This window comes from Achromobacter aegrifaciens, from assembly GCF_902859735.1.
In the GTDB taxonomy this organism is placed as follows: Bacteria; Pseudomonadota; Gammaproteobacteria; order Burkholderiales; family Burkholderiaceae_B; genus Achromobacter; species Achromobacter aegrifaciens.
The window spans coordinates 1-17,485 of record NZ_CADIJY010000014.1; the positions used below are offsets into that span (position 1 = coordinate 1).

Here is a 17,485-nt window from a genome sequence, read left to right on the forward strand (position 1 = left end):
GGCCGCCGCAGCGCCCGCGCTGCCGCCCACGCCCGGCCCGCTGGACCTGAACGCGGCGGCGCGCCACGTCGCGGCCACGCTGCCGCGGCACTCCTGCGTCACGGTGGGCGCGGGAAATTACGCGCTCTATGCGCACCGGCACATCGCCTTCAAGGGACCGGGCAGCCAGCTTGCGCCCGCCGTCGGCGCCATGGGCTACGGCCTGCCCGCAGCCATCGCGGCCAAGCTGCGCGACCGCGATGCGGCCGTGGTCTGCTTCGCCGGCGACGGCTGTTTCCAGATGACCATGCAGGAGCTGGCCACCGCGGCGCAGTACCGGCTGGGCATTGTGGTGCTGGTCTTCAACAATGGCCTGTTCGGCACCATCCGCCTGCATCAGGAGCGCGCCTATCCCGGACGCGCCCTGGCGACGGAACTGGTCAACCCCGATTTCGCGCGGCTCGCGCACAGCTATGGCGGCTACGGCGCTGCGGTCGAGCGCACGGAGGATTTCGCGCCGGCCTATGATGCCGCGCTGGCGTATGCCCGGGAGCATCGCATGCCGGCCATCGTGGAGCTGCGCTACGACGCCGACATCATCCTGCCCGACCGCACCCTGTCGCAACTGCGCCGCGCGGAGACCGCCGCATGAAACCGCTGCTGCGCCGCGTGTCGGCGCCCGAATCGACGCCGCTGCGCCTGACCTGGAACGGCTTGCCGCTGCAAGCCCATGAGGGCGACACCGTGCTGACGGCGTTGCTGCTGGCCGCGCAGCACCTGCGCGTCACCTTGGGCGAAGGCGCGCCGCGCGCCGGCTTCTGCCTGATGGGCGCCTGCCAGGATTGCTGGGTGCAGACGGCGGACGGCGCACGCCTGCGCGCCTGTTCCACCGCAGTCGAAGACGGCATGGAACTGGTCAGCGCCCAGCCCGGAGAACTCGCATGCAAATGAACCCGCCCGGCGCCGATGACTCGCCGCGCATGGTGGTGGTGGGCGCCGGGCCCGCGGGCGTGCGCGCCGCGCAGACGCTGCTGCGCCACGGCGTGCGTCCGGTGATCGTGGACGAAGCCGCCTTGCCTGGCGGCCAGATCTATCGCCAGGGCGCGGCCCCTCGCGGCACCGCGCGCCAGCGCTATGGCTTCGAATGGAAGCGCGCGCAGGCCATCCACGCGGCGGGCGCGGACCTGGCCGCCCGCGCCGACTATCGCGCCGCCACCGCGGTGTGGAATGCCGCCCCGGGCTGCCTGGACCTGGTCCGCGACGGCGAACTGGAAACCCTGCCCTATTCACGGCTGCTGCTCGCCACCGGCGCCACCGACCGAGTCCTGCCCTTCCCGGGCTGGACCCTGCCCGGCGTCTACTCGCTGGGCGGCGCGCAGATCGCGCTGAAGAGCCAGGGCTGTACGTTTGGGCCGCGCATCGTGTTCGCCGGCACTGGCCCCCTGCTCTATCTGGTCGCCTACCAATATGCGCGCGCCGGCGCCCAGGTGCAGGCCGTGCTGGACTGCGCGCCGCCAGGCAGCCAGGTCCGCGCCGCGCCGGCGCTGCTGAGCCAGCCCGGCATGTTGGCCAAAGGCATGTACTACCTGGGCTGGCTGCGCGCCCACGGCGTGCCGGTGCACCATGGCGCACGGCTGGATGCGGCCGAAGGCGCAGGCCGCGTCGAGCGCGCGCTTGCGACCCTGGGCGGCAAGCAGCGCGCCATTGCTTGCGACGCGCTTGCGGTCGGCCACGGGCTGCGCGCGGAAACGCAGCTTGCCGACCTGCTGGACTGCGCCTTCGACTTCGATGCCGCGCAGCGCGCCTGGCTGCCGCGCCGCGACCCGGACGGCCGCAGCACGGCGACCGGCGTCTATCTGGCCGGCGACGGCGCCGGCATCGGCGGCGCGGTCCTGGCCGAGCTTGCGGGCGAACGCGCCGCGCTGGCCATGCTGGCAGACAGCGGCATCGACGTCAGCGCCGCCAGGGTGCAGTGGCTGGCCCGCCGCCAGGCGCGCTGGGCGCAATTCCGCCGCGGCCTGGACCGGGCCTTTCCCCTGCCGGGCGCGGGCGCCGACTGCGACGACTCCGTCATGGTCTGCCGCTGCGAGGAAGTGCGCGCCGGCACGTTGCGCGCCGCGGCCGCGCAATACGCCATCCACGATCTCAACCGCTTGAAGGCGCTGACGCGCATCGGCATGGGCCTGTGCCAGGGACGCATGTGCCAAGCGGGCGCGGCCGAGCTGCTGGCCGACTGCCGCGGACTGGCCTTGGCGGACATAGGCCGGCTACGCGGGCAGGCGCCCGTGAAGCCCCTGAACCTGTCCATGCTCGGCAAGGTGGAACCATGAACCCGCTGCACACGGAAGTCGCCATCATCGGCGCCGGCCTGGTGGGCGCTAGCGCCGCCCTGGCGCTGCGCCGCATGGGGGTCGCCACGGCGCTGATCGACGGCGGCGCAAGCGGCGCACGCGCCAGCGGCGTCAACTTCGGTGGCGTACGCCGCCAGGGACGCTCGATCGAGCAGCTGTATCTGGCGCAGCGCGCACACGGCATCTGGTCGCGCCTGCCGGACCTCATCGGCACCGATGCGGAATACGTGCGCAGCGGCCACCTGAAGCTGGCGCGCTCCGAGTCCGACCTGGACAAGCTTTGTGCCTACCGCGACAAGGTCGGCGACTTCGACCTGGGCCTGGAGATCATCGACGCCGCCGAGCTGCGTCGCCGCTTTCCCGCGCTGGGTCCGGGCATTGCCGGCGGCTCGCTATGTCCGGAGGATGGCCAGGCCAATCCGCGACTGGTCGCGCCCGCCTTCGCCCATGCCGCTGCGCGCGCCGGCGCCAGCCTGCTCGAACATTGCGCCATCACGCAGGCAGACACCCAGGGTAGCGGCTTCCTGCTGACCGCCGCCGACGGCCGGCGCATACGCGCCGACACCGTCATCAATGCGGCGGGCGCCTGGGGCGCGGCGGTGGCCCGTTGGTTCGGCGACGACCTGCCCCTGCAGGTCAAGTATCCGACCATGCTGGTCACCGAGCCTCTCACGCCGCAGATCGGCGTGTCGTTGGGCGTGGAAGGCGGCGGCTTCTATGCCCGCCAGGTCGCGCGCGGCAATGTGGTCATGGGCGGCGGCTACGGCAGCGCGCTGCCGGGAGACCGCAGCCGGCCGGGCCGCGCCGCGCTCGCCGAACTCGGCCGCATCGCTCCGACCGTGGTCCCGGCGCTGGCCTGCGCCAGCGTGATCCGCTGCTGGTCAGGCATCGAAGGCTATTTCAACGACAAGAACCCGGTCATCGGTTTCAGCCCCAGAGTGCCGCGGCTGCTGCATGCTTTCGGCTTCTCGGGCGGGGGCTTTCAGATCGCGCCGGCGGTGGGCGAGGTCATCGCCGAAATGGCGATGGGACGCGGCGGCTTGATCATGGCGGAGAAGTTCTCGGCCAGCCGCTGGGAGGCCGCCCAGGCCTGATCGGTGCGAGAGCCTGGGCGCGGCCCTCACAGGCATGCGAGTTGCTCGCTTCCCGCGGGGCGGCATTTCCTGCCGCCATCCACGGCAAAGGAGCACTATCCATGGTCAGAAAATCCATAGTTCACGGCCTGGGCGCAGCAATGCTCGCCTTGGCGCTGGCAGGCTGCGCGGCGCAGGACGGCCATCGCAGCACGGGCCAGTACACCGATGACGTCACTACCACGGCGCGCGTGCGGGAGGCGCTGCTGAAGACGCCCAATTTACGGTCCAACACCATACAGGTTGAAACCTACCAGGGCGTGGTCCAGCTCAGCGGCTTTGCGGACAACGAAGACAGCGCGGCCTCCGCCGTCGGCGCGGCCCGGGGCGTGGCGGGCGTGAAGGAGATCCGCAACAACATCCAGGTGCGAAATCCGCAGTAATGCGCGGCGGCGCTCGGGAGGATGGGCCAGCCGGGCACGCGGCTTGCTGCGCAACGTCTCATAGAGACCATTGCAGCCCTACGGAGAATCATCATGCCTGGCACGCCCGTCAACTCCCTGCCCGATCCCCAGACCGATCCCTCCCCCCGCCCCGACCTGGGTCCCAGCGATTCGTCGGACTCGGCCAGCGACCTGCCTCAGGACCTGGTCCATACCGATAGCGATGCTCAAGGCACAGGCGACCGCGAAAGCGCCAACCCGCGCGACCGCGACCACGAAGGCGCCGACATAGGCGCGGACCGGGTCACCGATGCAGACCATGCCGGCGTATCGCGCAAGCCGCCCGACCCGGTGCGCAACGGCGGCTAGGCCAGGCGATCGTCAACCGGAAAGGGCCATCCGCCATGGACGCGATCGAACGCATCGCCGCGTACATGCATGAACACGCCCTGACGCTGGTCACGGCGGAATCATGCACGGCCGGCCTCATCGCCGCCACGCTGGCGGATGTGGCGGGTGCAGGTTCGCTGCTGGACTGCGCATTCGTGGTCTATTCCCCGCAGGCAAAGATGCGTTGCCTTGGGGTGACGCCCGCGACCCTGGCGCGGCACAACCTCACGAGCGAGCCGGTAGCGCGGGAGATGGCGCTGGGCGCATCGCGGCAAAGCCCGGCGCTGATCGCCATTTCCAATACAGGCGTCACCGACTCGGTCGACGACGACATTCCCGCTGGCACGCAGTGCTATGCCTGGGTCTTCAAGGCGGGCCAGGCCGATGCCGCGCCGGCAATCTACGCCGAAACCCGGCGCTTCTCCGGCAACCGCAACGGCATACGCCTGGCCAGCGCCCGCTATGCCCTGCAGCGTCTGGTGGAGTACCACGCCGAACTGACGGGCAAGCCCAAGCCCCGCTGAAGTCGCTGACGGGCGGGAACAGCGATTGCTGGTGGCTGCAGGCTCCCACCCATAACGGCGCACCGCGCCCAAATCTGGAGGTTTCCATGAAAACCCGCTATCTGACCGCCACGATCCTCGCCTCGCTGACGTTGGCTGCCGCCCATGCTGCGCAGGCGCAAACCGCGCCCGCCGCGCCTCCCACGGCCGCGGCAGCGAAATTGGACAGCGCCGACCGGGACTTCCTGGAGAACGCAGCCCAGGCCGGCCACCTGGAAGTCGCTGGCAGCAAGCTCGCTCTTGAAAAAGCCCGCGATCCGGACGTGAAGGCGTTTGCCCAGAAAATGATCGACGACCACGGCAAGGCCGGCCAGCAATTGGCCACGCTCGCGCAAGGCAAGGGTTATCAGGCGCCGACCGAACCCTCGCTGGTGCAGCAGGCAAAACTGAAGGCGCTGGGCTTGCGCGACGACAGCTTCGACAAGGCCTATGTGGACGAGATTGGCGTATCCGCGCACCAGGACGCGGTGAAGCTCTTCGAGAAAGCCTCGAACGACGTGAAGGATCCCGACGTCAAGCAATTCGCGATCGAGACCCTGCCGGTGCTGCAACAACACCTGGAAATGGCGACAGCCATGCAGCAACGCCTGGATGCCGCCAAGAAATAGGAGTCTTCCCCGAGGATTAGTACCAGCGAAGGAACAGATGCGCATACCTGCGGGCGCATCTGCAACCAGTGCGCTTGCTGCGGAACATGCATATGGATCGCGAGGAACTATTGGCACAAATGATCGCCACGCCAGCGGTCGACCGGGACTTCCATGACTGGCCCGAGGTGCTGGCCAACTATGCGGAATGCCTGATGGCGCTGCAGCCCAGGCTGCAGCCCGAAGAGCTGGAAAGGCTGATACGGGTTGGCGCGGATTTCTATCGCACGCTGGCGCGCGCCGAACAATATCGGCATGCGTCAGTCTGGGACGAACCGCAGCCGTAACGCTCAACCATAGGAGCCATATGAGCGCCTGTGGTACGCCTCCCTGACGTAGCGCTTGAGTTCTGCCTCAACTGAAGAGACGGCGGCAACTGGTTCCGCCTGCGGATCGAGCAAGCGCCGCGCTGCTTCGAGCGTGCGCCGCGCCCTCAGTTCACCTTCGCTCAAGATCTCGGCGGGCGCCGCCGTCGTATCGCGCTCTTTGTCCATGACGCTGCTCCTGAAGGCGAGCGGAATGCCGCCGCCTCGCTATCAGCAAACCACGTGCCCGCGCGGACGGCACGGCAATTGCTGCGTTGCGGCTTTCCTCCAGGAGACGGCATGCTCGCAAACTGGTTGCCTGAGGTCCGGGGCCTTTCGGACCATCCGCTGATGCTTTGGGCATTGGCGCTGACGGCGGGCGCCGCGTTGTTCTTCGCGCTGAGCGCCGCCTTGCGGATCACGCGGTCGCGGCTGCGGCAGCGCGCCGACACGCCAGGCCATCCTCTTGCGCGTTCGGTCTCCGAGGTCCTGCGGCGCACCAACAGTGTCATTTTGCTGTTGCTGTCCATCCTGATCGGCGCCGAATTCATCGGCGCCCCACTGCCCTGGAGCGCGGGCAAAGCCCAGCATCTTTGGTTCGTGCTGCTGACGCTTCAGCTCGCCCTGTGGCTCGACCGGGCAGTCGAGGTGGGACTCGATCATGCACTGGCCGCGCGCGGCCAGGTCAATGCCGTCACCGCCACCTTGTTCCGGTTCCTGCTGCGCACGCTGGTTGCCGTCATCGCCCTGCTGGCCATGCTGGACAATCTGGGCGTGAACATCACCGCGCTGGTGGCCAGCCTGGGCATCGGCGGCGTCGCCGTCGCGCTGGCGGTCCAGACCATACTGAGCGATCTGTTCGCCTCGATCTCGATCGGGCTCGACAAGCCCTTCGAGGCTGGGGATTTCATCGTCTTCGGACAGGTGGCCGGCAGCATCGAGCACGTGGGCCTGAAGACGACGCGCATCCGCAGCCTGGGCGGCGAACAGATCGTGTGTTCCAACACGGAGCTGCTCAAGCAGACCATCCAGAACTACAAGCGGATGCAGCAACGGCGCATCATCTTCACCGTCCGCATCACCTACATGACGCCGGTGGACCGCGCCGCCACCGTGCCGGAGCTGATCCGACAGCAGATCGAACGCCAATCCGGCACCCGCTACGACCGGGCGCATCTGGCCCGTTTCGGCGACAACGCGCTGGAGTACGAAGCCGTCTACTACGTCATGACAGCGGACTACAACCGCTACATGGACATACAACAGGAGATCAACCTGGGCATCATGCGCGAGCTGGACACGGCCGGCATCGCTCTGGCGCTCCCCGAGCGCATCGTGCACCTGCCGGCGCCCGCCCGGCAGGACGCCGATGAGCAATCCGGCTAGCGGAGCGCCGGTGGGACCAACGCGCGGTCCAGCAGCGCGGCCAGGCGGGCGAGCCCGGCCTCCACCGGTCCCGAGATGTGCACGCGCAAGCACGGCCGGCCCCGCGAGGCCAACTCTTCCATGTCGCCCAAGGCCTGCGCACGCTGCATGGCGGCGAAACCCAGGGCGTGGCCGGGCGCTTCCAGCTCCTCCCCGGCGTCCGCGGTAATGAACAGGAATCGTCCGCCCGCGGGGCCGCCCTTGTGCAGCTGGCCTATGGAATGCAGGTAGCGCGGACCGAACCCGACCATGGTTGCAGCGCCGGTCGCCTGGCGCAGCCGGCAGCGCATCCCGGCGAGGCGCGCGTCATGGACCGGATTCCGGGCGACATAGGCCAGCAGCGACACGTAGTCGCCCTGATCCATTCCCGCAAAGTACGACGCCAGCAGCTCGATCGCGGTCGCCCCCTCGGCCTCGCCATGGAAGGCCAGCGCGCCTTCGACCAGCCGGGGCATAACGTCGGCTACGCCGATGCCGGCTTCGTGGCGCGCCGCCAGGGCCTGCGTGCGCGCCTTGCTGGCTTCCACGTCCGGCTGATCGAACGGATTGACGCGCAGCACGGCGGCGGCCACGGCGGTGGCCATTTCCCAACGAAAGAACTCCTGGCCGAGCGACTGGGCAGACGGCAGTTCGCAACGCGCCACCGGGAATCCCGCAGCGGCCAGCCGCCGCATGCGCGTGTCCAGCTCGGCGCTGGGCGTATCGCTGCGCGCAAGATGGACGAACATGCGGTCGCGGCCATAATCGCACGCATCCCCGGCGGGCTCGTGGGCCACGGGAATGATGCCCCGCCCATTCTTGCCGGTGGATTCGGCCAGCAATTGCTCGAGCCAACACCCCACGTACTCCAGCCCGGGCGCGGCCAGGATGGTGAGCTTGTTGCGGCCGTCCAATGCGGCCTCGCCCAGCAGCGCTCCCAGAAGCAACCCCGGATTGGTGCGCGCCTGGGCCTGCCCCGCGCATGCCCGCACCATGGGGCGGGCGCTGCGCAGGAATGCCGCTGGATCGTGCCCCAGCAGCGCCAGCGCGACCAGTCCGAAGGGCGACAGCACGGAGTTGCGCCCGCCCACGGACGACTCGCCCTCGAAGACGGCGGCATAACCGTCCGCCCGCGCGCGGTCCAGCATCGGAGACCCCGGATCGGTAATGGCGACAAAGCGCTGCCCCGCTTCCTGCCGTCCAAGCCGCCGCGCCACCTGTTCATGGAAGTACGCAGCGAGCATGCGCGATTCCAGGGTCGATCCGGACTTGCTGCAGACGACAAACAGGCAACGCGTGAGATCCACCGCGGACTGCACCGCGCGCACCTGGGCCGCGTCGGTGGAGTCCAGCACGTGCAGGCGCAAGCCTCCGCTGGCCACGCCCAGCGTACGGGCCAGTGCCTCCGCGCCGAGGCTGGCGCCCCCCATGCCCAGCAACACCGCATCCGAGAACCCGGCCACGCACAACCTGCGGCAGATTGCCGTCATGCGGCCGAGCGCCCGGGGCGCCATGCCCGGTTGCAGCCAGCCCAGCCAGCGATCCTCATCGGTCCCGGTCCACAGCGTGGCGTCGCGTTGCCACAGACGCGCCATCCAGGCTTCGTTTTCGGCTTGCTCGACACGCTGGCGGATACGCGCGGCCAGACCGGCCGGCGCCTGGAAGCTGAAGCCGTTGAGCACCGCCTGACGGCCCAGGGAGACAGGGGCTCGTTCGCCGTGGCGTCTTCCCAAAAACCGGGCCGGGCGTATTGCCTGAACAGCATCGTGGGTAAGAGGAGTATGCATGGGAAGGGCCGGCCGACCGGCATGGGAAGAAGAAAGGGAAAAAAATGGAGGGGAAAAAGGGCGGCTCGCGGCCGCCCTCCCGAGCTGCGCCCTACCAGTAGGGATCCTGGTTGTAGTACTTGTGCACGCTCAACGCCCAGCTTTCGTCCGCCATCCTGGGCCAGTCGTCCTTGTCGAAGCCCGGCGCGTTCTTCAAGACCTCCTTGTCGACATTCAGGATGAAGCACTTGCGGTCGGTGTCCAGCGTCAAGGCCGCCCACGGAATCGCGAAGAGCTTGTCGCCCATGCCCAGGATGCCGCCGCGCGACAGCACGGCGTAGGCCACGCGTCCCCGCGGCACGTCGATCATGATGTCCTTGATCGACCCCAGGCTTTCTCCCGAGGCGTTGACGACGTCGTTGCCGTCAAGGGTGTCCGCAGCCATGATCTCGGGGCCAGGCCCGGTAGCGGAATCCTTGGGGCCGCCAACGATATTGGTTTGATGCTCCATACGTCTCTCCTATGCGGGGACCATCCCCACGTTGAACCACGGTCATGGCTGTATCGCTACGCCATTTCTTGCTCTCGATCCGAGTGGACCTATTCAGCAAGCGCCATGCCCATCCGGCCACTCGAAGACGTCCCGCCTGGCGTACGCGTTGGCGGGACGGTACGCAGCGGCCGCTCAGCCCTTGCTGCGCGCCCCAGCGCCTCGATTGCGTCGGCTTTGCTGATCCTGTCCGGTGCCTATTTGGCTGACATGGCCCTCCTTCTTGGTCCGGTTCTGCCCATCGCGGTGGCTGGCCTGGAGTTCCCGGTCGGTGTCATCGGCCGAAGGATTGGGTTTGCGGTCTTTGGGTTTCATGGCGGTCGTCCTCGTGATGGATCACTACCTCTCAGCAAATGCCATGCCCCCACTGCGTCTGTGCCGGCGCTGCCCGCACGCGGCACGGCGCTTGCTATCGAAACGCCATGGAAAAATTCGCCCAAATCTTCGAGTTGCAGGCGGGCTTTGCCGAAATGATCATCCGCGGCACGACCATGTATTGGGTGCTGTACGCGTTGCTGCGTATTTCCGGCAGACGTGACATGGGCTCCCTGGGAATGGCGGACATGCTGGTGCTGGTCTTGGTGGCGGATGCCGCGGGCAATGCCATGTCGGGCGATTCGTACTCCATGGGGGACGGCATCATCGTTGTCGCCACCATAGTCGGCTGGAGCTACCTGCTGGATCGGGTGGGCTATTACGTTCCTCCCTTGCGTCGCCTGCTTGAGCCACAGCGCGTCTGCCTGATCCGGTCCGGCAAAGTGCTGGTCCATGGACTCAGGAAAGAGCACATCACCCGCAGCGAACTGATGGAGCAACTAAGGTTGAAAGGCGTCGCCAACCTGGCTGAGGTCGAAAGAGCCTATCTGGAGGCAACAGGAGAGTTCAGTGTGGTCCGCGTGCAAGAGCGCTCCAAGGCGGGCGCCTCCACGCTGGAAGACGACGATGCCTGCGGTTAGCGTCCACCCGCAGCAGGAATGCGCACGACCGGCGAGGAAGCGGCGCGAATCGGTATATTTTTCCGGTGCGTTCGAGCTTGGGATGGAACGCCCGCTAGCGACGCGAGGCGTTCACAGGGCAAAGCACCTTTCCTTTCAGGATCACCGAGAGCCGTGCGCAGCCGGGCATGACGCTTGCGGATAGGTCCCAGCATTTCCCACATAGGAGCGTACTCATGAAAATCCGAGCCTTCACCTACGCGCTGGCCCTGTCCGCCGGACTGGCTTCGGCCGGTGCGCTGGCGCAGTCAGCCATGCCCACCTCGCCGTCCAACACGCCCAACGACAGCACCGCCGTCCCCCCCAACCAGCCCGTGCCGCCCGGACAGAAGCCGCCCGCGCCAAATGCGACGCCGAACACGCCGACCAACCCGCCCAACCTGAACAAGAGCGACCACACCCGGTCGGACATGCACAAGACAGACAAGCAGGGTCGCCACCGCGAGGCCAACGACAACGTGCCCAGTACCAAGGGCGGTGGCGCGGCGCCGCCTCCGGGCTACCCGAACTCGGGCGGTTCCAAGTAAGCGCGCAACGACGACGTGAACGCGAACCGCATACGGGCGTAGTTGTTTAGTTGTGTAAAGCACGTCCGGCAGGTTCTTCACACTCCTTAAAAGACCTCGGAAAGATTCATTCGACTGGATCGATACATTGCGCGGCAGCGGTCTGCGGACCTCCAAAAAACTGCCGTGCAAGCGAGGTTGCCCATGTCGGAAGTCGTCGTCTATGTCAGAAGCCAGCCCCGGCTGGGCGACCAGATCGTCGCCCTGCCGGCGCTCTATCAACTGAAAACCTGGTGGGCTTCCAGGCGGATCCGGGTGGTGGCCCGCGACGACCTGGCCGGCTTCTACCGCGGCGTGCCCTGGGTCGACGAGTTCGTCCGGGCCGCCACGTTCGGTGACTATCTGCGCACGCTCAAGAAGCACACCCCGGTTTGCGTCAGCCTGCATCACAGCAGCGAACGCTTCGGCCTGATCAACCTGCTGCGCCGGCCAACCATGCGCTTCGGTTTTCACAACGCGCGGATGAGCGACCTGGCCTGGACGCACTCCCATCGCAAGAGCGTTGCCGAATACATCGGCTTGGCCAATCTCCGGCTGTTGGCGTCGTACCGGCAGTTCGACGCCGAGGCCGTGGCGCGCCGCTGCTTCCAGACGCTGGCCCAGCCGCACCAGCATGCCGAGCAGGGGGCCGACGTGGTCCTGATCCCGGGCGGCGGGTCTGGCGCGTTCAAGCGCTGGAGCCTGCTGAACTACCTGCGCTTGGCTGAGAGGCTAAAGCTGCTGCTGGGCCCGGACACCCGCTACCTGTTCGTGCTGGGAGAACAAGAGGTCATCGAACGCGACAAGCTGGAAGCCATGCGGCGTCCTGAATTTTCCATCGCCTACTGCCGCTCGGTGCCGGAGCTCAGCGCTCTCATGCTGCGTGCGCGCCTGATCGTGGCCAACGATTGCGGCCCGTCGCATATCGCCCAAGGCGCTTGCGTGCCCTACGTGGGCGTATTCAACGAGTCCAACCCGGAGTGGTTCTGGGACCGCCCCTACTCCGCCGCGGTCGTTCCCCGCCATCCCCGCGACGGCATCAATTCCATCACGCCCGACGATGTGCTGGGCGCCTGCCGCAAAGTCCTGGAGCATCATGCGCATCCTGCATACGCTGGCTGAGCGCAGCCTGGGCGGGCTGGAATTCCGCGTCCTCGAGCAATCCTCCTGGCTGCAGCGCCATGGCTACGAAGTGGCGATCGCGGCTCCGGCGGACAGCGAAATCGGGCGCGAAGCCCGGCAGCGCGGCCTGCGCGCCGTGGACATAGACTTCGACGTCGCCTACTCGCCGGCCACGGTCCTGAAGCTGCGGCGCGCGGTCAAGACGCTGCGCATCGACCTGATCGACAGCCACAGTCGCGCCGACGGCAAGACCGCCGCGCTGTGCCGCGACCTGTGCTCGGTCGTCAGGACGCGCCACTTCGCCAAGCCCATGCCTTCCTCGCCGCGTCGCCGGCTGGAATGGAAAATCGGCTGCGACCACGTCATCGCGACCAGCCTGCTGGGCAAGCAGGAACTCGTCGCGGCGCGCCTGGCGCCCGCGCAGCGGATCAGCGTGGTCGGAGAATGGGCCGCGGACGAATTCTTCCAATCCGGCGACACGCCGCAGTCACGCCTGCGCACCCGGCAAGCACTGGGCATCCGTGCCCCCGACAGCGCCTGCGTCATTGCCACCATAGGCATGCTGCGTCCCGAGAAGGGCCAGTCCGATCTGTTGCGCGTGGTGCACCGGCTTCGCCGCCAGGGCCTGCCCGCCATCGCGCTGGTGGTCGGCATGCCCACCGCCAGCACCAAGCCCTATGCCTATGCGCTGCACCAGCTGACCGTGGATCTGGGCATTTCCGAACATGTGGTGTTCGCCGGTCATCGCAACAATATTGCGGAGATGATCCGCGCCGCCGACGTGGTGCTGGTGCCTTCGGCCACCGAAGCCTGGTCGCGCGTGGTACCCGAGTCGTTCGCCACGCGCCGCCCCGTGGTCGCCAGCGACGTGGGCGGATTGCCGGAAATCGTCACGCCGGGCCAGACCGGTTGGCTGGCTGCGCCGGGCGACGTCGCCGGCTACGCGGACCGCATCATGCAAATCCGCAGCGATCCGGGACAAACCGAAGCCATGATCGGTAACGCCCGGGCCTACGCCGAAGCCAATTTCCGGCTTGCGGGCAAGATGTTCAGCACCTTGGAAGCGTACAAGCGGGCATTGCGTCCCGCCTGAAGGGCGGACGCCACGGCGGAAGGGGTATCATGGTGCCCCCGATTTGTTTACCCGATTCAGTACCGTGACCAAGCCCGCCCTACTGCTCGTTCTGGCAATCGCCTTGACGGGTTGCTCCAAGCAGGAAGAGACCCCCTGGGAACGGCTTCAAGCCGCCACGCCGCAACTGCAGCTGGCCGCCAACACGCCGGAAGCGGCGGTGAAATCCTGGTGGCAGGTGCGCGACGCGCACGACCGCTATACCGCCACCGCCTGCAAGGAACTGGCCGAACTCTACCGTCCCTTCAGCGCCGCCGAAGACTCGCTGAGCACCGCACAGCTGCAGGCCCGGCAGAACGGCGACCAAAAATGCAGCGTCGAGATCTACGAGCGCAGTGTCGTCAACGTCGATGTCCAATCCGACACGCGCGCCTTCGTCGTCGCCCAGATCCGCAACACCACGCCCTCCACGCCCGGCTTTCCGGTGGACAACGACGAACGCGACCGCAAGGAGCGCGGCGTGCGCATGCAGTACCTGCTGGAACGCGCCGACAAGACCCAGGACTGGAAGATCGCCCAGGTGTATGGCCGCAACCGGTATTGCGAAGTGGCCCCGGTCAACGGCTGGTGCCCGCTGTACAACCGCACGGCGGGGTCGGCGAATAGTTATGTGTTTGAGTTCAGCCAATAGGTGAGGCGCGGGCAGAAACGCGTTCTGCCCCCCTCCTCTTCAGGCCACCAGGAACACAGCAGGCCGGACCCGCACCGTCTTGCCCAACGTGCGCGCAACCGGCGATGCCTGCGCCGCGCAGCGAACCAGATCCTGCTGCGCCGCCGTCAGCGCCGCAGCGAAGCGCAAACTCACCTCGAATCCGGTTTCGTCATCCTGACGATCGATATTCACCTGCACCGTCGCCTCGGGCAACGCGACGCCGGCGCGGTCCGCGGCCATGCCGATGGACATGCAGACACAGGCCGCGAGCGCGCTTTCAAGGAGTTCGTGCGGCCGCATGCCCGTGGTTCCTCCCTTGCCGTTCTTTTGCGTGTCGGAGAGCAGGACGTTTTGGCCGTTCGTTACTTCCACGCCATAGGGCACGCCCACCCGTTTCGCCTTCACCATGCGGGTCTCCTGTCGAAGATGAAAGAGCCGACAGGCTAGGCCTGGATCGGGGACCGGGGAAGGCCAGCGGAGATGCTGGTATGGGATGTGACAGGGTGGACGTCATTGCAGCGCAACCGAAAAAATGGGGCTGCACGCGACCTGGCAGCACGGATACACCGTGCTCACCGACGGGCCCGCCGAAGGCGTAACATCCTCGGGGCTGACCCTCGACGATCCGAAGGAGCCGTTCGCGTGGGCTCCAGGCGCCAGCTCTGGCTCGTCGCCCTTGAGTTCTGTCTGGAACAATTAGGCAGATTTTTTGAACTTTTAGGCAGAATTCCGATTTGAAAAAGTGATTCACTCACGGTTCAGGCAAGCTTTCGCCTGCCATGCCCGCCCACCAAGGATTCCTCCATGACCCAACTTCAAATCAATGGCCAGGCCAAGGATATCGACGTCCCGGGCGAAACGCCCTTGCTCTGGACTTTACGGGATGAACTCGGCATGACCGGCACCAAATTCGGGTGCGGCATGGCGTTGTGCGGCGCCTGTACCGTGCACATGGACGGCGCGCCAATCCGGTCCTGTGTCACCCCGCTCTCCGCCGTGGCAGGCCACAGCATCACGACCATCGAAGGGATAGAGGCGGATGCGGTCGGCCGGGCGGTGCAGCAAGCCTGGATAGAACAGAACGTTGCCCAATGCGGCTACTGCCAGGCGGGCCAGATCATGACGGCGGTAAGCCTGCTCAAGGTCTCGGCGCAGCCGACCGACCAAGACATCGAGGACGCCATGAGCGGCAATATCTGCCGTTGCGGCACCTATCCTCGCATCCGCGCAGCCATCCAGCAGGCGGCCAGGCTCCTCGCCCAGGGAGGCAAGCAATGACGCACACCGCTCAACTTTCCCGGCGCGGCTTTCTGCAGGGCGCCTTGGGCGCGCTCACCCTGACGGTCACGGCCAGGGGTTTGATCACGGCAGCCTGGGCCGCCGAGTCCCCCGCCCAGAAGTACGGCGCTGACAGCATGCCCGGCGGCACCGTCGACGACCCGCTGGTTTTCGTCAGCATCGCCGCGGACGGCACCGTCACCATCGTCGCGCACCGCGCCGAAATGGGCACGGGCGTGCGCACCAGCCTGCCCATGGTGGTGGCCGACGAGATGGAAGCGCGCTGGGACCGCGTCAAGGTCATACAGGCGCAGGCCGATGAAGCGCGCTATGGCAACCAGAACGTGGATGGCTCGCGCAGCGTGCGGCACTTCCTGATGCCCATGCGACGCGTCGGTGCGGCCGCCCGCCAGATGCTCGAAGCAGCGGCGGCAGCGCGCTGGTCGGTTCCTGTGGCCGAGGTCAAAGCGGTGCAACACGAGGTGCTGCACCAGCCCTCCGGGCGCCGGTTGACTTATGGCGAGTTGGCGGCGGACGCGGCCAAACAGCCGGTTCCCGCGGGCGATGCCCTCAAGCTCAAGGATCGGGCCGAGTTCCGCTATATCGGGAAGGAGCACGTGCGCCTGGTGGACCTGGAGGCCATCGGCAAGGGCCAGGCCAGCTACGGCATGGATATGCGCCTGCCAGGCATGGTTTATGCCGTCGTCGCACGTCCTCCTGTCGTCGGCGGCAAGCTGCGCCGTCTCGACAGCGCCAAGGCGCTGGCCGTGCCCGGCGTGCTGAAGGTCGTGGAGATTCCGCCAATGCAAGGGGCGCCCGCATTCCAGCCCCTGGGCGGCGTCGCAATCGTCGCGCGCAACACCTGGGCGGCCCGCCAAGGCCGCGACGCGCTGCAAATCGAATGGGACGACGGCCCCAACGGCAGCTACGACTCAAGCGCCTACCGCCAGACGCTGGAATCGGCAGCGCGCAAGCCCGGCAAGACCATGCGCAGCCAGGGCGATGCCGCGCAAGCGTGGGCCAAGGCGCCCGAAGCCGAGCGCGTCGCCGCGGAGTACTACGTTCCCCATCTGGCCCATGCCTCCATGGAACCGCCAGCGGCCACCGTCCGGATCAAGGATGGCCGCGCCGAGGTTTGGACGTCGATCCAGAACCCCATCGCCGCGCGCGATGCCGTCGCCGCCCGGCTGAAACTGGAGCCCGCCGACGTCACGGTCAATGTCTTGCTGCTGGGCGGCGGGTTCGGCCGCAAGTCCAAGCCCGATTTCGTGGACGAGGCAGCCATCGTCGCCCGCGCCATGCCCGAAGGCACGCCAGTCAAGCTGGTGTGGACTCGCGAGGACGACATTCATCATGACTATCTGCATACCGTGTCGGTCGAACGCCTGGAGGCCGTTCTGGACAAGAACGGCCAGGTCCAGTCCTGGCTGCACCGCAGTGCCGCCCCCACCATCGCCTCCCTCTTTTCGGAAGGCGCCAAGGGCCAGCAGCTCTTCGAATCGGCCATGTCGGCCATCAACATGCCGTACCGCATTCCCAACGTCCGGGTGGAAACGGCCGAAGTGGAGGCCCATGCCCGTATTGGCTGGTTCCGCTCGGTAGCCAACATTCCGCACGCTTACGCTGCCCAGTGCTTCATCGCCGAATTGGCCCACCGCGCGGGCAAGGACCCCAAGGATTTCGCGCTCGACCTCATCGGCCCGGCGCGCAGGATCGACCCGGGCACAATGGCCGACACCTGGAACTACTCAGAATCCCCCGACCTCTATCCCTACGACACGGGCCGCCTGCGCGGCGTGATCGAAGCGGCCTGCAAAGGCGCGGAATGGGGCAGAACACTGCCCCAGGGCCACGGGCTCGGGCTGGCATTCTGCTACAGCTTCATGAGCTACACCGCCACCGTGGTCGAGGTGGCCGTGGATGCAAAGGGCGAGGTGCGCGTGGTGGCCGTGGACATGGCGATGGACTGCGGTCCGCAAATCAACCCCGAACGCATCCGCGCGCAGATGGAAGGCGGCGCCATCATGGGCCTGGGCCTTGCCCTTGCCAGCGAGATCACGTTCGAACGCGGCCGCGTGAAGCAGAGCAACTTCCACGACTATGAAGTGCTGCGCCACAATGCCTCGCCGCGCGTGATCCGCACGCATCTGGTCAACGACGATCACACCCTGCCTCCTGGCGGCGTGGGCGAGCCCCCGGTGCCGCCCGTGGCGCCCGCGCTGTGCAATGCCATCTTTGCCGCCACCGGCAAGCGGATCCGCAGCCTGCCGGTGCGCAGGGTAGCCTAGGC

General features: G+C 67.2%; 22 protein-coding genes. 17 read left to right on the top strand and 5 right to left on the bottom strand.

From position 1 onward, the window contains the following. From HV766_RS25370 to HV766_RS25410, 9 genes are all read left to right on the top strand, one after another. The coding region (locus HV766_RS25370) for a thiamine pyrophosphate-dependent enzyme (protein ID WP_254593360.1) at nucleotides 1–631 on the top strand (631 nt) is incomplete at its 5' end. Continuing rightward, on the top strand, nucleotides 628–930 hold the full coding sequence (locus HV766_RS25375; RefSeq protein WP_119449583.1) for a (2Fe-2S)-binding protein: 303 nt from the start codon (nucleotides 628–630) through the stop codon (nucleotides 928–930). The genes HV766_RS25370 and HV766_RS25375, both read left to right, overlap by 4 nt. Continuing rightward, the gene (locus HV766_RS25380) at nucleotides 921–2,309 is read left to right on the top strand and encodes an FAD/NAD(P)-dependent oxidoreductase (RefSeq protein ID WP_054453501.1); all 1,389 of its coding nucleotides are present in this window, start codon (nucleotides 921–923) and stop codon (nucleotides 2,307–2,309) included. Before HV766_RS25375 ends, HV766_RS25380 begins: the two co-directional genes overlap by 10 nt. Further along, nucleotides 2,306–3,424 carry an NAD(P)/FAD-dependent oxidoreductase gene (locus tag HV766_RS25385; protein ID WP_175182054.1) on the top strand — a complete coding sequence of 373 codons (1,119 nt, stop codon included), beginning with the start codon at nucleotides 2,306–2,308 and terminating at the stop codon, nucleotides 3,422–3,424. Before HV766_RS25380 ends, HV766_RS25385 begins: the two co-directional genes overlap by 4 nt. A 101-nt stretch (nucleotides 3,425–3,525) precedes the next feature. Continuing rightward, entirely contained in the window at nucleotides 3,526–3,846 is a 321-nt protein-coding gene (locus tag HV766_RS25390; protein WP_054453503.1) for a BON domain-containing protein, read from the top strand. A gap of 93 nt (nucleotides 3,847–3,939) precedes the next feature. Continuing rightward, nucleotides 3,940–4,215 (top strand): hypothetical protein, encoded by a 276-nt coding sequence (locus tag HV766_RS25395; RefSeq protein WP_054453505.1) that lies wholly within the window; start codon nucleotides 3,940–3,942, stop codon nucleotides 4,213–4,215. Between the two features lie 35 nt (nucleotides 4,216–4,250). Continuing rightward, on the top strand, nucleotides 4,251–4,760 hold the full coding sequence (locus HV766_RS25400) for a CinA family protein (RefSeq protein ID WP_054453507.1): 510 nt from the start codon (nucleotides 4,251–4,253) through the stop codon (nucleotides 4,758–4,760). Nucleotides 4,761–4,846: 86 nt separating this feature from the next. Beyond that, a complete protein-coding gene (locus HV766_RS25405) occupies nucleotides 4,847–5,407 on the top strand; it encodes a DUF4142 domain-containing protein (protein ID WP_119449578.1) in 561 nt (186 codons plus the stop codon). A gap of 92 nt (nucleotides 5,408–5,499) precedes the next feature. After that, nucleotides 5,500–5,733, top strand: a complete 234-nt coding sequence (locus tag HV766_RS25410; RefSeq protein WP_054453510.1) for a hypothetical protein — start codon at nucleotides 5,500–5,502, stop codon at nucleotides 5,731–5,733. A 3-nt stretch (nucleotides 5,734–5,736) separates the two neighbouring features. Here HV766_RS25410 and HV766_RS25415 read toward each other — a convergent pair whose 3' ends face one another. Next, nucleotides 5,737–5,940 (bottom strand): hypothetical protein, encoded by a 204-nt coding sequence (locus tag HV766_RS25415; protein WP_175182055.1) that lies wholly within the window; start codon nucleotides 5,938–5,940, stop codon nucleotides 5,737–5,739. A gap of 111 nt (nucleotides 5,941–6,051) precedes the next feature. Here HV766_RS25415 and HV766_RS25420 point away from each other — a divergent pair, with 111 nt between their 5' ends. Beyond that, nucleotides 6,052–7,137, top strand: a complete 1,086-nt coding sequence (locus HV766_RS25420; protein ID WP_175182056.1) for a mechanosensitive ion channel family protein — start codon at nucleotides 6,052–6,054, stop codon at nucleotides 7,135–7,137. Here HV766_RS25420 and HV766_RS25425 read toward each other — a convergent pair. The 3 genes from HV766_RS25425 to HV766_RS25435 form a co-directional block, all read right to left on the bottom strand. After that, nucleotides 7,134–8,888, bottom strand: a complete 1,755-nt coding sequence (locus HV766_RS25425; protein WP_175182057.1) for a phosphoglucose isomerase-related protein — start codon at nucleotides 8,886–8,888, stop codon at nucleotides 7,134–7,136. The genes HV766_RS25420 and HV766_RS25425 overlap by 4 nt on opposite strands. A gap of 145 nt (nucleotides 8,889–9,033) precedes the next feature. Beyond that, on the bottom strand, nucleotides 9,034–9,432 hold the full coding sequence (locus HV766_RS25430; protein WP_054453518.1) for a PRC-barrel domain-containing protein: 399 nt from the start codon (nucleotides 9,430–9,432) through the stop codon (nucleotides 9,034–9,036). A 174-nt stretch (nucleotides 9,433–9,606) separates the two neighbouring features. Next, the gene (locus tag HV766_RS25435) at nucleotides 9,607–9,786 is read right to left on the bottom strand and encodes a hypothetical protein (RefSeq protein WP_125472928.1); all 180 of its coding nucleotides are present in this window, start codon (nucleotides 9,784–9,786) and stop codon (nucleotides 9,607–9,609) included. A 107-nt stretch (nucleotides 9,787–9,893) separates the two neighbouring features. Between HV766_RS25435 and HV766_RS25440 the strand changes: the two genes are divergently transcribed. The 5 genes from HV766_RS25440 (at nucleotide 9,894) to HV766_RS25460 (ending at nucleotide 13,896) form a co-directional block, all read left to right on the top strand. Continuing rightward, complete coding sequence (locus HV766_RS25440) at nucleotides 9,894–10,427, top strand: DUF421 domain-containing protein (protein WP_125472929.1); 534 nt, start codon at nucleotides 9,894–9,896, stop codon at nucleotides 10,425–10,427. Between the two features lie 215 nt (nucleotides 10,428–10,642). Then, nucleotides 10,643–10,993, top strand: a complete 351-nt coding sequence (locus tag HV766_RS25445) for a hypothetical protein (RefSeq protein ID WP_054453523.1) — start codon at nucleotides 10,643–10,645, stop codon at nucleotides 10,991–10,993. A gap of 183 nt (nucleotides 10,994–11,176) precedes the next feature. After that, nucleotides 11,177–12,133, top strand: a complete 957-nt coding sequence (locus HV766_RS25450) for a glycosyltransferase family 9 protein (protein ID WP_054453525.1) — start codon at nucleotides 11,177–11,179, stop codon at nucleotides 12,131–12,133. After that, nucleotides 12,108–13,226 (top strand): glycosyltransferase family 4 protein, encoded by a 1,119-nt coding sequence (locus tag HV766_RS25455; protein WP_175182058.1) that lies wholly within the window; start codon nucleotides 12,108–12,110, stop codon nucleotides 13,224–13,226. The genes HV766_RS25450 and HV766_RS25455 overlap by 26 nt, the downstream gene beginning before the upstream one ends. A 64-nt stretch (nucleotides 13,227–13,290) precedes the next feature. Then, nucleotides 13,291–13,896: a hypothetical protein gene (locus HV766_RS25460; protein WP_175182059.1), complete on the top strand. Its 606-nt coding sequence runs from the start codon at nucleotides 13,291–13,293 to the stop codon at nucleotides 13,894–13,896. Nucleotides 13,897–13,935: 39 nt separating this feature from the next. On the opposite strand, the gene HV766_RS25465 is transcribed toward HV766_RS25460, so the two are convergent. Beyond that, the gene (locus HV766_RS25465; protein WP_175182060.1) at nucleotides 13,936–14,325 is read right to left on the bottom strand and encodes an OsmC family protein; all 390 of its coding nucleotides are present in this window, start codon (nucleotides 14,323–14,325) and stop codon (nucleotides 13,936–13,938) included. A 396-nt stretch (nucleotides 14,326–14,721) separates the two neighbouring features. Between HV766_RS25465 and HV766_RS25470 the strand changes: the two genes are divergently transcribed. Continuing rightward, nucleotides 14,722–15,195: a (2Fe-2S)-binding protein gene (locus HV766_RS25470; protein WP_054453532.1), complete on the top strand. Its 474-nt coding sequence runs from the start codon at nucleotides 14,722–14,724 to the stop codon at nucleotides 15,193–15,195. Continuing rightward, complete coding sequence (locus HV766_RS25475; RefSeq protein WP_175182061.1) at nucleotides 15,192–17,483, top strand: xanthine dehydrogenase family protein molybdopterin-binding subunit; 2,292 nt, start codon at nucleotides 15,192–15,194, stop codon at nucleotides 17,481–17,483. The genes HV766_RS25470 and HV766_RS25475 overlap by 4 nt, the downstream gene beginning before the upstream one ends. The last annotated feature ends 2 nt before the right edge of the window (nucleotides 17,484–17,485 follow it).